Below are 14,642 nucleotides of genomic sequence, written 5' to 3'. Positions count from 1 at the left end.
TGAAAATATTTGCCTTTTGAAGGTTTGAACCCCCTTTTTTTTGGATTTTTCCCCCAGTTGAATAGTATTCCATTTCGGGCGTATTTTTGGTTAATCCTGGCATTTGACAATATTACCCTTTTAATGAAGACTATTTCATTTAATTAACCAGCAATACGTTAGCTTATCGGTATTCTTTACAAGTAGGCATTGGCTTCTTATTGCTTCTCACATCCATGACTCTTGCGGTAAAGTTTGTTCCTACTTACCTAATCGACCTTTTGGTAAGAGAAGTCATGGACTTAATTCGTTCCGTTGATTTGGGATTATTGGTTTTAGGTTTCATCTCTCCCCCAGGCTACTTTCAGGAATCTGTGTGGATAAGCGAAGAAGTTTTCCACTTTTCACCTTGTTCTTTTGAACACAGCCTGTCAAACAGATTAGGCTATATGGCTATTGTGAGGGTTCAAGTCGATGATTCAACGTAATGTTTAACCATGACCAATTAACTTGGGAATTTCATGTGCTGTTTCACAGTGGTTATTCCCTTTTAACCCTGCTTCCATCCTGGGTTTACTAAGTCCAAAACGGAGGGTTATGTCGTCACTCTTGGGTTTCCCCTTGATTCCGAGTTTGGCTCCAGATGCCAACAAATCAACAGTTATTCAGAAATCTTGGTGTATGTGTTGTTCGGTTATCCCTACTTAACTTGTTCGGTAAGTCGTTAGTTTTTTTTGTAACTTTCCGATTTTCTTACCTCCCGTTAGGATTTTTATCCGTTTGACTTTCTAGTTTTATTCCTTCGAGGATGCCCTTTGGGGGGTTTGTTCTTCTTAGGTCTAGTAGGTCGTTTACACCTTATTTTTACCCCTTTTTTGGGTTTCTGAACGAGCTACACGCTAAATCCTTGTCTAAGACTGGGTATTAGCTTTCTAGCTCAACGAATCGCACTCTTCTTGTAACCAAGACTTTAATAAAGGATCAATAATCAATGATGAAGGTATCACAAGTGTCGTATTTTTTCAAGTTATTTTCCGTTTTTTATCATACCCTAGTTATTGAGAACTAACTTATAAATTTGTTATAAAACTATAGAGAGCATTACAAAAGTAAATAAAACAAGGATTGATGCTGCACAAAGTGGGTTTTTTCTCTATGAGGCTTAACATTTTTTTGCCATAAATAACGAGGATTATGAGCAAGTTATGTGCTATTATTCGCAAAAGTCATTGAGGGTTGCATTCTCAGGATAAAACCAAGTGATAACTCCATAACATGAACAGAAAAAACGGGTCAATTGTAGTAGAATGTTCGTGGTAAACATAACCATAAACACTCATTAAATATCATAACAACAGTGAGAAGCGTTACATCACAAACTGGCACAATACCAGTGGATTCATGGTAACTGCATAGACTTTTTGCTATGTAAAAGATTGATAGATACTATCATTTAGTGAATTTTTGTTGTGTGAGAGATAAATCAAGTATTGTGCTAAAAATGCTTGATCATAGAACAATTATTGCCTTAATAATTGAAAAATATGGTCATAGCTTGCTTCATTTGTCACTCCTCATAAACCATCATGTCTTATACAATTTCTGAGAGTTGTCCAACTTGTAATAGTTGTCGAATTGATTGTCCAACCGATGCCATTCAAATAGAAAATGGGGAATATTGGATAGATCAAAAAAAGTGTAATAATTGCGAAGGTTATTATGAAGAACCTCAGTGTATTGTGCAATGTCCAATTAGTAGTCCTAGCCCCACCCAAGCCAAAAAAGGAAGATATAAAAATGTAACGAGAATTCCCACCTCCCCTGAAATATTTATTAACGGAAAAAATACCCCTTTTGCTTCATCTATGATCATATGGGAAGCCTGTACAGTGTTAACTTGCGCCTCAGTGCTTCCTTGGGAAAAAGACAGGGAGGGAAACCTTTATTATGAACGATCAGTTAAACAAGGGCAAGGAACAATTATATTTCGATTAAGTGATAGTTTGGATAGACAAATATCTCAATCAGTGGATTATTTATCCGAGCCAACGCAACTAGAATGTATTGATATTCGAGCAGCTTGCTTACATCTTCTATTCGCTGGCTATGCCACCACATTAGAAAATCCTTGGCAGGAAAAATTTGTTATTAGCGATCAACAAATTGAACAATATTTAGGACTAGATAAAAGAAAAGACCTCAGTAAAGCCTCAAAATTAAGTCTAATTAAACTATTAGTCCAACAAAGCTGCCAACTATTAGCTACCATTGATTGGCCCCAACAAGGAAAAGTTAAAGGGTTTACAGTACCAGAAAGTTCTATTTGGAACCTCTTAGACATTAAACATCACTTCCAAGAAGATCATTTAGGCTGTCAACATTTAATCGGGTTAACCTTTACCTTACAACCAGGACTCTGGGCGAAATATTTCTTAAATAAACAAGGGTATAGTCAGAGACTCGCCTTCTATCAGTATGGATCTTTACCCCAATTTTTGTTAAGCAGTGTCATGAGTATTTGGCAACAACATCCAGGGGCAGTGAGAATGATGCTCTGGTTACTATTTAAGAGTAAAATGGGACGAAAACAATGTATTACTGTCCCCACCTTAATGCGAGTAGCTTATGGACAAAAAAGGATTGCCCAAGCAGACATTCAACGAGAGCAAAGAAAACGTCTCATACGCACCTTTGAAAGCGATTTGGAAGTGTTAAATCATTACGGACTAAAACCCGTATTTGACCCAGTTTCCTACCCAGAAACCATACAACCCCTCTGGGTAAAATTAGAACAACTTCCAGATGATGCAGACGAAGCCTTAGACTTTTGGATTAATGATGGTTGCCAAGAACACCGTTTAACCGACTCTGGACCTAGAGGAAAATGGAATTGGTTAATGAAAGCAAGAATTCTTAACTTTGAACTTCCTCCAGAATGGGAAGAACAATTAATTAAATTTGAACAAAAAAAACAACGGAAAAATCAACGTAAAACTCGCACTAAAAAACCCCCTGAGTTCTCTGCACAGCAAATTTTAGACGCGAGAAAACGTAAAGGGTTGAGTCAAAGGGCCCTCGCTAAAGAAATCGGCAAAAGTCAAAGTTGGATTCGGGATCTTGAAAATGGTCGTTTTTCTGCCAAACCAGGAGATCGCGAAATGCTCCAAACTGTTCTAGAATTGTATTAGCTCAAAAGGCCAAAAAAGGTTTATCATAGTACCTATGTTCTGAAAATTAGGCAAAGTCTATGGAACCTTTAACCCCAGTCCAAAAAGAATTGTACGAGTGGTTGATTAAGTATATTGACGAAAATCAACACGCCCCTTCTATTCGTCAAATGATGAAAGCCATGAATCTGCGATCGCCGGCTCCGGTGCAAAGTCGTCTGGAAAGACTGAGAAACAAAGGTTACATCGACTGGATCGAAGGAAAAGCCAGAACCCTAAGAATTTTACACTATCAATCCCGAGGAATTCCCATTTTAGGAGCGATCGCCGCTGGGGGATTAGTGGAACCCTTCGTCGATGAACAGGAACGCCTAGACCTCTCCCATCTGCTCCATGGTAGCAGTTATTGGGGTTTAAGGGTGACAGGGGATAGCATGATTGAAGATTTAATCACCGATGGTGATTTAGCGATTATGCGCTCCTTAGACCCAGATGAAACCTTAAAAAATGGTGAAATTGTTGCAGCCAGAGTAGAAGGAGTGGGAACCACTTTGAAACGCTATTATCAAGAAGGAGAAATGGTGATGTTAAAGCCATCAAATCTCAACTACCAACCCATAGAACTCAACGCTAACCAAATACAAGTTCAAGGAATCTTAATCGGAGTTTGGCGTGGTTATTAACTTTAATTGGTCTGAAAAACTGTGATCTCGAAGTCCCCAAATTAAATTAGTGGGGGCTTAATATAGCCTTTCTTAGACTCATGAGATACATTCTACATCTGCTTTCTATATTTAAAAGAGGGGAGAAATGCTATGATGTTAAGCCCCCAGGTCCCAAAAACTGAGCTCAAAAAAGCACTATGCTATAATGACGGGGAGTGCATAAGCAGCTATCAGCCTCGACTATTTAGGTAATGTAAAATATATGGAAAATATACCCAATCACCTCAGCAAAATTGATGGGCAGTTAGGAAAGTTAATCATATTAGGATTTCCCTTTGAAGAGCTTGCCGTTAATGCTTCCTTTGAAGAGATGATTTACTTATTTTTGCATAATCATCTCCCTAACAAAAATGAACTGGATAACGTCACCAAAAAACTATTATCCCATCGATATCTTGACGAAAAAATATTAGATATTCTCAAAAGCGCAGCAAGTAACAAGATCGAACTTATTGAAGGGGTGAGAATAGGAGTTAGCTGTCTGACGATGGATATGGAATCCAATCGCATCGATAAAGAAGGGATTAACGGTGCGCTGAAAATTATTTCCTCGGTTCCTATTATTACAGCAGCCTATTGGCGTTTGCTTCAAGATCAACCCATTATTCAACCCCATCTGGAATTAAGCCACGGGGCTAACTACCTATATATGCTCACGGGAGAAAACCCCTCCCCTGAAAATGTCAAAACCCTAGAAATTTACCTCAATACCGTCATTGAACACGGGATGAATGCCTCAACCTTTGCCGCACGGGTGGTAATGTCCACACGCTCTGACTTTGTCTCTGCGGTTACCGCAGCCATTGGTGCTATGAAAGGAGTGCTGCACGGAGGTGCGCCAGGGCCTGTACTAGATATGTTGTTAGATATGCAAGAATCTGGAGATATCGAGGGCTATTTGCGTCATAAGTTTGAAAATAGAGAACTGTTAATGGGTTTTGGGCATCGAGTTTATCGGGTCAAAGATCCCCGAGCTATTTTACTCTCACAAGTGTCCGCCGATGTCTGGAAACGCCGAGAGGATAAAGAATTTTGGGCTTTTGCTGTGGATGTGGAAAGCACCGCTCTACGGTTACTCAGGGAATATAAACCTAATCGCAGAATTGAAACCAATGTGGAATACTACACAGCTTTAGTGTTGCATGGGTTAGGACTACCCCCTGCCTTGTTTACCTCAACCTTTACCGTCAGTCGGGTTGTCGGTTGGTTAGCCCACTGTTTGGAACAGTTAGAACTCGATCGCATTATTCGTCCGAGTTCTGTTTATACTGGCCCCACCGAACAAAAATGGTGTCCCATGGAAGAAAGATAATAGTTGAACGGAGGGGAGAACTGTTTTTCTCCCCTGAAATATATGGATTTATAACTATTAAAAAATAAAGAAACATTTTAGGTTTACAATTAAAAATTGCTCGACTAATTTTTTATAATAAATATAGTTAATAACCTATACCTCGCCACAGGAATTTATCGAATGAGTAAAGATCAAAATGCAGAATTGCCCCTTTGGGTACAGGATCGCAATACCGTCTTAGATCATGATCAAGGGGTTAAATGGCGCAACGGAGAAAAGCCAGACTACTCCTATACTGACCAATATTTACACAAAGAAAGCAAATATAATCATGCTCCTGGGTCCTTAGAGGCGATCGCTCAAAATTTAGTGAGAACCTTTGAAATGGAAGCCTCCCATAAAGCCGATCCCCAGCAATGGTTATCCATTGTTGTCGATAAATTTCAGATGAGTAGCAACGGGGGACCTAGTTATAGCGCAAAAGAGGTGAGTGATCACGGAACCTATAACCTGTTTATTGATAAAACCCCAGGTTACGATCCAGAGGCAGAAGACTTTCAATCTTCCTTTGAACTATTTCATAAAGCCTTTCCCAATGGCTTTTTATGGGAACTGATGGAAGTGCTATCTGGGCCTCCTAATGTTACCTTTAAATGGCGGCACTGGGGAACCTTTACTGGTCCTTATAAAGACCATCAACCCACGGGAGAAACCATTGAAATTAGAGGAATAAGTGTAGCTAAATTAACCGAGGATCTCAAAATTCTCTCCGTAGAACATTATTTTGATAATAGCACCTTCCTTAAAAAGTTAACTTCTGGTTGTCCAGTGGCTCATTGATTGAACGGTAAAATGAAAAGCTATATCCTCTCAGAAAGTAAGGGTTTTTGCTTGAACTAATGAGGGTTATTGTCAAGATAGTCTTGAAGTTTTTGAGTTAATTTCTGAATATAAGGCTCTTGAAAAAGGGTATGATGATATCCAGGAATTTCCTCGACTTCAATCCCTGCGGTTAAAAACTCGTTTAATTTGGATGTATTCAGTAATCGATATTCTTGAGATAAAAATAGAACAACCTTAACTTGAGAAGGTTGAGGAGAATATTTATTTCTAGCAAACATTAAAGCTTTAAGTAAATTAATATCTTTCATGTACCTAGTGCAGCTTAGCAAAAATAATCTACCAGTCACTTATGATCTTTAAAGCCCTTAAATTTCCAAACGAACGGCTTAGCAAAATGTTGATTAAAGTAATCAATAAAATTGAGAATTTTTTGGGATAGTTCTTCAGTTGAACGGATAGTAATTCTTTTGAGTAAACGCCTGACTAAGATCGAAAACCAACACTCAATTTGATTAAGCCACGATGTATGTTTGGGAATATAAACAAAGCGAATTCGATGAGATTCATCTGATAAAAAATCTGCTCTGCTGTCCATAGATTGCAAAATCCCCTCCTTTCCTTTTCTCCCCAAATCAATAGTAATTCCACAGCTTTCTGCTACTAATTTGACTAAGCTTTCCGATTTATGAATGTTGAGTTGATCTACAATAAAAATCCATTCTGCTTTTTCATCAATCTTAATCGTTCTCTGGATATGTTCAGAAAAATCTTGTTCTGTTCTTGTCGGTCCAATAGAGGGACTAACAACTTTTCCTCTTGCCACATCCCAGTTCGCAATCAAGCTTAAAGTTCCGTGTCTTTCATATTCAAATTCGATTTTTTCTACTTGTTTAGGCTTGATTCTTTTGTTCGGAAATAATCTCTCAAGAGCTTGAATCCCTGTCATTTCATCTGTACTAATTAAATGAATTCCTTGTTCTAACAAAGTTTTAGCTTCTTGATGAAGTTCACAGATATATTTGACTTGCTTTTTAAATTTTAAGGGATCATCAATTTTGGCATTTAACCAGTAACGAACGAGATGTGGTTGTAATGTCGCTTCTTTTTAAAAAACGCCCCACACTACGGGGGGAAATCTTTTCGACAATTCCTCTTTTTATGGCTTCATCCGCCAACTCTGAAGGTGTCCAATGGCTCACTGGTCTGTCTGATTTTTCACATTCTTCACAAGCGATCGCTACAATCTGGACTACTTGTTCGACCGTAAAGGATTTTGTTGTTCCAGGTCTTGGGCGATCGCTTAAAATTCCTTTGATCAAGACCATTAATGCTTTCTCCGTTACCTGTTGTTCTTCGGCGGCACTCAGTTTTTCTCTCTCCTCAAACCATCGCGATCGCCACTGACGCACTTGTACTCGGTCTAATTCTAATCTTCGACTAATCGAACTATTGCTCTCTCCTGATGCTGCGGCTAAGATTAGCTTGGCTCGTCTAACAAGGCGATAGGGGTTTGTTGTCCCTCTCACTATTTGTTGGAGTACTGTTTTCTGTAGGTTGGAGAGGTTAATTGGCAATGCTTTTATCATGGACATCAACTTCGAGATTCTTCCGTTAGTTTCATTGAAACACATTGTCGTGGCTAGTCACGAAAGTTTCTGTAAAAATCTGGTGGATTACTTTCGCCAAGCTGCACTAGAAGAAATCTCATTGATGAATTAGAACGAGTCATTCAATCTCTAACGGAAAGCTACTTAGATATCTATATTGGAACCGAAACTGAATGAAGCTATTTAATATTTAAAATCCCCTAAAAAGATGGAAAGAGAGTTTTTAAAATCACCTTAATTCTCTATTTTAGCTTTGGAGATATGTTTAGCGTAAGATTTACGCTAACAATTGTTTTTTATCCAAAGTCCAAAATTAAAGCTTGAAGGGTTTAATGGGTTCCCTATTCCCCATTTTGCCTTTATTAATGGCCTAAAAACGCAAACAAACAAAACTTTATCAGTTCACCCGTAAAAATACTTACTGTTACTGAAAGAAAGTAATAAACCTTAAATTGAGCAACTATTAATTGTGAATGATCCATTGGTAAGATAGAAGATAACTATAAATGTTTTTAATTTAAAAAACTAGATGAATGGGGAATCTTAGATATTTTGGTATTCTTTCCCTCCTACTACTCCTTGGTGTTTTAGGCAACTATTATAAATTACCCCTATTTTTTGGGGTTGATTTTCTCTTTGGTAGTATTGCTGTTTTAATTGTTGTTCATTATTACGGTATTTTTTGGGGAACTTTGGCTGGAATGATAGCAAGTAGTATTACTTACTATCTTTGGGGTCATCCTTATGCCATAATTATTTTCACTTTAGAAACTGTCTTTGTTGCCCTATTATCTCGTCGCTACCGTAATTTTGTAATCCTTGATGCTATTTTCTGGGTATTATTGGGAATACCCTTGGTAGGGTTATTTTATGGCTTTATATTACCCGTTTCTGCTTCAGGAACTATTTTAATTGCTTTAAAACAGGCTATAAACGCTATTTTTAACGCCCTCATTGCTAATTTTATTGTTTCTTATCTTCCCTTTGATAATTTAATTAATCCTCGAAAATCAAAATCATCTCTTTCTTTAAAACAAACTCTCTTTAACTTTTTCTTGGCCTTTGTTTTATTCCCCAGTCTCCTCTTAACCATGCTACAGGGAAGAGAAAGTCTGAAATTTATTGAAACAGCAATTCAAGCAGAAATTGAAACTGTCAGCATCACCATTACCGAAAATATTAACAATTGGTACACACGTAATTTTCAAGGAATGGAAACCTTGGCATTGAAATTATCTGAGTCACCAGATTTAGAAAAAACTGAAGTATTGGCATTAATTAAAAATACGTTACCTGCTTTCATGAAAATTTGTGTGACTAATGATCAGGGTATCATTGTGGATGCTTATCCCAGCACCAATAATTTAGGAGCAAAATTAACAGGAATAAATCTTACTAAAATTCTTTCCTTAGAAAAATTAGCCACTACGAAAAAACCTCAAATTAGTGAAGTAAATATCGATCAGACTGACTCTAAACCCTATATTGGCATTCAGGTTCCTATTTTTAATACCTCAAATAATAGTTTAAGGGGGGTGGTTTATGGGTATCTCGAATTATCCAAAGTCTCTGAATTAGTCGATATTCAATTAAAAGAATTTGATCTACAAACTATCCTGCTTGATAAAAGTAATCAGGTTGTTGCTGACAGTGACCAAGAGTTGAATCCAATGGATATCTTTGATTGGAAAGATGGGGGAGAAATTAATCAAAGTCCTGACTATGATACCATTTTTCAATGGCTGCCTATTGACCCAGGAAAACCCGTAATGACCCGTTGGCGTAACTCATTTTATGTTAAAGAAGTTGAGCTTTCTCCTACCTTACCCTGGTGTTTAATCATAAGAATTAAAACGGCTAATCATATTGATTATCTACAACAAATTTATATCCAGAATATGTCGGTGATGTTTTTGATTTGTTTAGTTGGGTTATTATTGGCTTTTAGTATTAGTCGTTTAATTAGTAATCCCTTAAAAAAAATAGCTGAATTCACTGAAAATTTACCTGATAAAATTTTAAATAAAGAAGAAGCAAAATCTTTACCAAAAACTAACATCAATGAGTTTTTACAGCTTACTAATAACTGTCATGTTATGATAAAAATTCTAAAAGAGCAATTTCAAGCCATTAAAGATAATAAAAATAATCTTGAAAATATTGTCCAGTTAAGAACGGAAGAATTAAGTAAATTAAATGAAAATCTCAATGAAGAAATTATTGAAAAACAGATTATAGAAGAACAATTAAGGGAAAGTGAAAGACGTTATCATTTAGCAGTATCAGGAACAAATGACGGTATTTGGGATTGGGATTTAAGGGATGATACTGTATATTATTCTCCTGTTTGGATGAAGATATTAGGTTATGAAAATAATCCCTTGCCTCATCTTTTATCTACTTGGTCAGATAATGTTCATCCTGAAGATTATGCTCAGGCAATTAAAGATATAGAAAATCATTTACAAGGTAACACAAATATCTATGAAAATTTCCATCGTATTAGACATCATGATGGTCATTATATTTGGATCGAGGCTAAAGGAAAATGTATCCGATATCAACAGGGTAAACCCTACCGCTTAGTGGGAACTATCACAGATATTACCAACAAAAAAGCGGCACAAGAAGCATTAGAAAAAGCCAAAGAAGCAGCGGAAGTAGCTAATAAAGCTAAGAGCGAATTTTTAGCTACAATGAGTCATGAAATTAGAACACCTATGAATGCAATTTTAGGTTTTTGTGACTTGCTTAAGAGTAAAATTACTGATGAAAAATCTCAGAATTATCTTGATTCAATTGATAGGATCGGAAAAGTTTTATTATCATTAATTGATGACATCTTAGATATCTCAAAAATTGAAGCAGGAAAACTAGATATCACTTATGAACCTATTAAATTGAGAGAAATCATTATTGAAATCCAGCGAATGTTTCTAGAAAAAGCAAAAGAAAAACAATTACAAATATTAGTAAACATTGAGGTAGAAGTTCCTGATGTCATTGTTTTTGACGAAATTAGACTAAGACAAATTCTTTTTAACTTAGTAGGAAATGCTATAAAATTTACTGAAGAAGGCTTGATAACTATCAGTGTTAAGAGAGACTTACTACAGTGGAAAGATGATCAGTATTGTTCTCTCGAAATAGCTATAAAAGATACAGGAATCGGTATTGCGCCAGAACAGCAGAAAAGGGTTTTTGATGTCTTTACTCAAAGCGAGGGACAAAGTAATAGAAAATATGGCGGAACTGGACTAGGATTAAGCATTACTGAGCGCTTAACCAAAATCTTAGGAGGAACTATTCAATTAGAGAGTGAACTGGGAAAAGGCAGCACTTTTACTCTGTTGTTTCCTCGAGTGGATATGGGACAGAATAAGGCTATCGTTTCCACTGAAGAAATTATTAATCTTGATTTCAATCAAATCTCACCCCTGAGTATTTTAGTCGTGGATGATGTTGCTTCAAATAGAGAATTATTAATAGAATATTTTTCAGGCACTCATCATAATATTATCCTGGCTAATGATGGTCACGAAGCTATAGAAAAAGTAAGTAATATAACAGTTGATCTAATCTTGATGGATTTACAAATGCCGAATATGGATGGATACGAAGGTGCGATTCGTTTAGCTAGAAAGCCTGTACTAAATACAGGTGTGTAGCTAGTCTAGAACCTAGAAAACTAGATAACTGTTGGTTTGTTGGCTAAAGGAGCCACACTCGGAATCAAGGGAGCAATCCTAAGAGTGACAACTTAACCCTCCGTTTTGGACTTAGTAAACTCAGGATGGAAGCAGGTTTAAAAGGGGAACCCGTCATGAAACAGCATGGCAAGTCGTTCCTCCAGTCAATTGGTCACGGTTAAGCATTACGCTGAATCATCGTCCTGAACCCTCAAGACCTCCAAGTAGCCAAATCTGTTTGACAGGCTGCGTTCAAAAGAACAAGGTGAAAAGTGGAGTTTTCTTCGTAAGATCCACAACGATTCCTAAAAGTAACCTGGGGGAGAGATGAAACCTAAAACCAATACACCCAAACCAACGGAACGAATTAAGTCCATGACTGCTCTTACCATCAGGTCGATGATGTAAGTAGTGACAAACTTAAGCGCAAGGGTCATGGATGTGAGAAGCAATTAAGTTGCTAATGCCTATTTGTAATGAATATGGATAAGCTGACGTATTGCTGGTTAATTAGAAGAAATAGTCTCTATTAGAGGTAGTTAAATGTCGAATGCGAGTATAACCAAGACTACGCCAGAATGGAACACCATAAACTGGGCAAAAGTCCAGAGGAAAGTGTTTAAGCTTCAAAAAAGAATATTTCAAGCTGTTAAATCAGGTAATAAAGTCAAAGCTAAAAAGCTTCAGAAGTTACTGTTAAAGTCACATTACGCAAAGCTCTTAGCCATTCGCAAAGTGACCCAAGACAACCAAGGTAAGAAAACTGCTGGAGTTGATGGGAAAAAGTTATTACGACCTAACCAAAGATTAAAGTTAGTTAACGAACTAAGGTTAAAAGGTTACAAAGCCAAGGCACTCAGATGGGTTTGGATACCTAAACCTGGAAGAGATGAAAAACGTGGACTGGGGATACCCACCATGAAAGATAGAGCAATGCAAGCCTTGGTTAAATCAGCCTTAGAACCATACTGGGAAGCCCAATTTGAGGGTACATCTTATGGCTTCCGTCCAGGCAGAAGCGCACAAGACGCTATCAGTAGAATATTTTTAGCAATAAAAACGAATGCAAAATATGTTCTAGATGCAGATATCGCCAAATGCTTCGACAAGATTAACCATGATTACCTACTGTCAAAAGTAGATTGTCCACACAACATCAAAAGAATCATTAAACAATGGTTGGAATGCGGTGTAATGGACAAGGGCATTTTTGAGGAAACAGATTCAGGTACACCTCAAGGTGGTGTAATAAGTCCGTTATTGGCTAACATTGCACTACACGGAATGATAATAGACATAGAAAATCACTTCCCCCGTACAAAACGGAGAGAAGATGGCAGTCTTAAACAGGGATATAAACCCAAAATCATCCGCTACGCCGATGATTTCGTAATTCTTCATACAGATTACGATGTTATTCTACAATGTAAAAATCTAGTTGCACAATGGTTAGAAAAAGTCGGATTGGAACTAAAACCAGAGAAGACTTCCATAAGACACACTCTAAAAAGTATTGTCCATAATGGTAAAACCATTGAACCAGGCTTCGATTTCCTTGGATTCAATATTAGGTCATACCCCAAGGGTAAACACCACTCTAGTAAAACAGGTGGAAAAAATGCACAACTAACTGGATTCAAAACACTAATCAAGCCAAGCAAGAAAAAAATACTAGCTCACCATGAGGCAATCAAAGAGGCCATCAAGGCCAACAAGAAAGCCCCACAAAAAGCATTAATCACAAGATTAAATCCCATAATCCGAGGATGGTGTAATTACTACCGAAATGTTTGCAGTAAGAAAACATTCAAATCCGAAGACAACATATTATGGAATATGCTTAGAGCTTGGACAGTAAGCAGGAAAAAGAAAGAGACACCATTGATTAAAGCTCTTAAAAAATATTTCTCATACGGAAAACACGGATTCTGGACATTCCAAACAAAAGGAGCAGTCCTCTATCACCACGCCGAAACAGGAATATTGAGACACACATGGGTTAAACCTGAAGCTTCACCCTATGACGGAAACTGGACTTACTGGAGCAAAAGACGAGGTACATATTCTGGGACACCAACAAGAGTCGCAAAACTCTTAAAGAAACAAAAAGGTATATGTCCTCAATGTAAGCAATACTTTACACCTGAAGACTTGATAGAAGTTGACCACATTATCCCCAAATCGAAAGGTGGAAAGGATACCTACAACAATCTTCAAGCTCTACATCGTCACTGTCATGATGTCAAAAGCAAAAATGACTACCTCTACGATTGGTTAGAAAATGGCTATGAATGGAAAGACGATGTGTTAACAGTACCTATGACAAAGGACTAATTGCCGAGAGCCGTGTGAGGTGAAAGTCTCATGCACGGTTCGGAATGGGAGTCGTGGTAGGTGACTACCACTTCGACCCCTAATCAATAGATAATGTTTTCTCGAACCACCCTTCCCCCTCTTCCCCCTCCCTGTCTCAACAGACAATTTTTCGCCGGCCGAGCAGTATTGGGGGAGGACGGACTTACAAGAAAGTTGTGGACGCTTCTAAAGCAGTATCTGTTGCACCGGCAGCATAAACCGCATAAAAATTGTTTCCAAGTATAATTTGTGCAAAAGCACCTTCAGAGTAAGATGCTTTCCAAGAAAAAGTTTCCCACCCATTCTCAGAATCTGTTTGTAGAACATCTCAAATAAGCGAAAAGGGAAAAATAAAAAGTTGTTCGCGGATACTTTCCGCGAACAAAAACCTCCCTATCTAAAAGAAAGAAATACGCTAACTTTTAAATTAGCTTTGACTATTTTTAAAAAGGAAATTCACTTAATTTTACACTCTTATTAACTTTTTAGACTAACTGGGTCTAATCAAAATATCCCATTTAGGTAAGTGAGGATTACGTTCTAAACGTTTCTCAATTTCCTTCATCTCTTTTTTCGTTAAAGAAATGCCTTTTTGATAAACTTTTTTACTTAACTTAACTATCGGATTTAAGCCTTTCCATGTCATAGTTTTTACCCAAGCTAACATCGTTTGAGCATTTCTCAGAAGTGTTCCGTTCCAATGCCTCTCTAAAATTCCCCAACATCTTTCTATGGGATTATATTTACTGTGATAAGGAGGAAAATATAGTAATTGAATAGATTTCTTAGTTTGGTCGGCAAACTCTACCATTCTCTTCAAAAATTGCCTTCTTATTCCACTATTTTCTGGTCCATTATCAACTTTAATTTGGATGTTCTCTAGTTGCTGCTTTTCATTTATACTCAGACTTGTCCACCATTGCTCCAAGTTATCTACCATGAAATCACTCGTTTTATAAGACTTCCAAAAGTTACATAAAGTG

At 37.2% G+C, this 14,642-nt stretch carries 10 protein-coding genes; 6 read left to right on the top strand and 4 right to left on the bottom strand.

Annotated features, from left to right (window positions below; translation table 11 throughout):
* Positions 1 to 1,565 precede the first annotated feature (1,565 nt).
* The 4 genes from CWATDRAFT_RS22660 (at position 1,566) to CWATDRAFT_RS22645 (ending at position 6,005) form a co-directional block, all read left to right on the top strand.
* Positions 1,566 to 3,167: a helix-turn-helix domain-containing protein gene (locus tag CWATDRAFT_RS22660; RefSeq protein WP_007307192.1), complete on the top strand. Its 1,602-nt coding sequence runs from the start codon at positions 1,566 to 1,568 to the stop codon at positions 3,165 to 3,167.
* A 59-nt stretch (positions 3,168 to 3,226) separates the two neighbouring features.
* Positions 3,227 to 3,829, top strand: coding sequence for a transcriptional repressor LexA (gene lexA, locus CWATDRAFT_RS22655; RefSeq protein WP_007307193.1), 603 nt, complete (start codon positions 3,227 to 3,229; stop codon positions 3,827 to 3,829).
* 244 nt (positions 3,830 to 4,073) lie between these two features.
* Positions 4,074 to 5,183, top strand: coding sequence for a citrate/2-methylcitrate synthase (locus CWATDRAFT_RS22650; protein WP_007307194.1), 1,110 nt, complete (start codon positions 4,074 to 4,076; stop codon positions 5,181 to 5,183).
* Between the two features lie 162 nt (positions 5,184 to 5,345).
* The gene (locus tag CWATDRAFT_RS22645) at positions 5,346 to 6,005 is read left to right on the top strand and encodes an ester cyclase (protein WP_007307195.1); all 660 of its coding nucleotides are present in this window, start codon (positions 5,346 to 5,348) and stop codon (positions 6,003 to 6,005) included.
* A gap of 56 nt (positions 6,006 to 6,061) precedes the next feature.
* On the opposite strand, the gene CWATDRAFT_RS22640 is transcribed toward CWATDRAFT_RS22645, so the two are convergent.
* From CWATDRAFT_RS22640 to CWATDRAFT_RS22630, 3 genes are all read right to left on the bottom strand, one after another.
* Entirely contained in the window at positions 6,062 to 6,316 is a 255-nt protein-coding gene (locus CWATDRAFT_RS22640; protein WP_007307191.1) for a thioesterase domain-containing protein, read from the bottom strand.
* Positions 6,317 to 6,351: 35 nt separating this feature from the next.
* Positions 6,352 to 6,993 carry a transposase gene (locus CWATDRAFT_RS22635; RefSeq protein WP_007304107.1) on the bottom strand — a complete coding sequence of 214 codons (642 nt, stop codon included), beginning with the start codon at positions 6,991 to 6,993 and terminating at the stop codon, positions 6,352 to 6,354.
* A 64-nt stretch (positions 6,994 to 7,057) separates the two neighbouring features.
* Entirely contained in the window at positions 7,058 to 7,639 is a 582-nt protein-coding gene (locus tag CWATDRAFT_RS22630) for a helix-turn-helix domain-containing protein (RefSeq protein ID WP_007303150.1), read from the bottom strand.
* 830 nt (positions 7,640 to 8,469) lie between these two features.
* Between CWATDRAFT_RS22630 and CWATDRAFT_RS22625 the strand changes: the two genes are divergently transcribed.
* Positions 8,470 to 11,283 carry an ATP-binding protein gene (locus CWATDRAFT_RS22625; protein ID WP_232287176.1) on the top strand — a complete coding sequence of 938 codons (2,814 nt, stop codon included), beginning with the start codon at positions 8,470 to 8,472 and terminating at the stop codon, positions 11,281 to 11,283.
* 564 nt (positions 11,284 to 11,847) lie between these two features.
* A complete protein-coding gene (gene ltrA, locus CWATDRAFT_RS22620; RefSeq protein WP_007307197.1) occupies positions 11,848 to 13,638 on the top strand; it encodes a group II intron reverse transcriptase/maturase in 1,791 nt (596 codons plus the stop codon).
* Between the two features lie 511 nt (positions 13,639 to 14,149).
* On the opposite strand, the gene CWATDRAFT_RS22615 is transcribed toward ltrA, so the two are convergent.
* Positions 14,150 to 14,642, bottom strand: a 493-nt coding sequence (locus tag CWATDRAFT_RS22615) for an ISAzo13-like element transposase-related protein (protein WP_007307190.1), incomplete at its 5' end; no start/stop codon positions are given.

Origin of the sequence: Crocosphaera watsonii WH 8501, assembly GCF_000167195.1 — a bacterium.
Taxonomy (GTDB): Bacteria; Cyanobacteriota; Cyanobacteriia; order Cyanobacteriales; family Microcystaceae; genus Crocosphaera; species Crocosphaera watsonii.
This window is presented reverse-complemented; position numbering and strand designations above follow the sequence as displayed.

Bases quoted from the DNA above. Each gene is read 5' to 3' on its own strand.
- CWATDRAFT_RS22660 (WP_007307192.1), top strand. From the start codon at position 1,566: ATGTCTTATACAATTTCTGAGAGTTGTCCAACTTGTAATAGTTGTCGA.
- lexA (WP_007307193.1), top strand. From the start codon at position 3,227: ATGGAACCTTTAACCCCAGTCCAAAAAGAATTGTACGAGTGGTTGATT.
- CWATDRAFT_RS22650 (WP_007307194.1), top strand. From the start codon at position 4,074: ATGGAAAATATACCCAATCACCTCAGCAAAATTGATGGGCAGTTAGGA.
- CWATDRAFT_RS22645 (WP_007307195.1), top strand. From the start codon at position 5,346: ATGAGTAAAGATCAAAATGCAGAATTGCCCCTTTGGGTACAGGATCGC.
- CWATDRAFT_RS22640 (WP_007307191.1), bottom strand. From the start codon at position 6,316: ATGAAAGATATTAATTTACTTAAAGCTTTAATGTTTGCTAGAAATAAA.
- CWATDRAFT_RS22630 (WP_007303150.1), bottom strand. From the start codon at position 7,639: ATGTGTTTCAATGAAACTAACGGAAGAATCTCGAAGTTGATGTCCATG.
- ltrA (WP_007307197.1), top strand. From the start codon at position 11,848: ATGTCGAATGCGAGTATAACCAAGACTACGCCAGAATGGAACACCATA.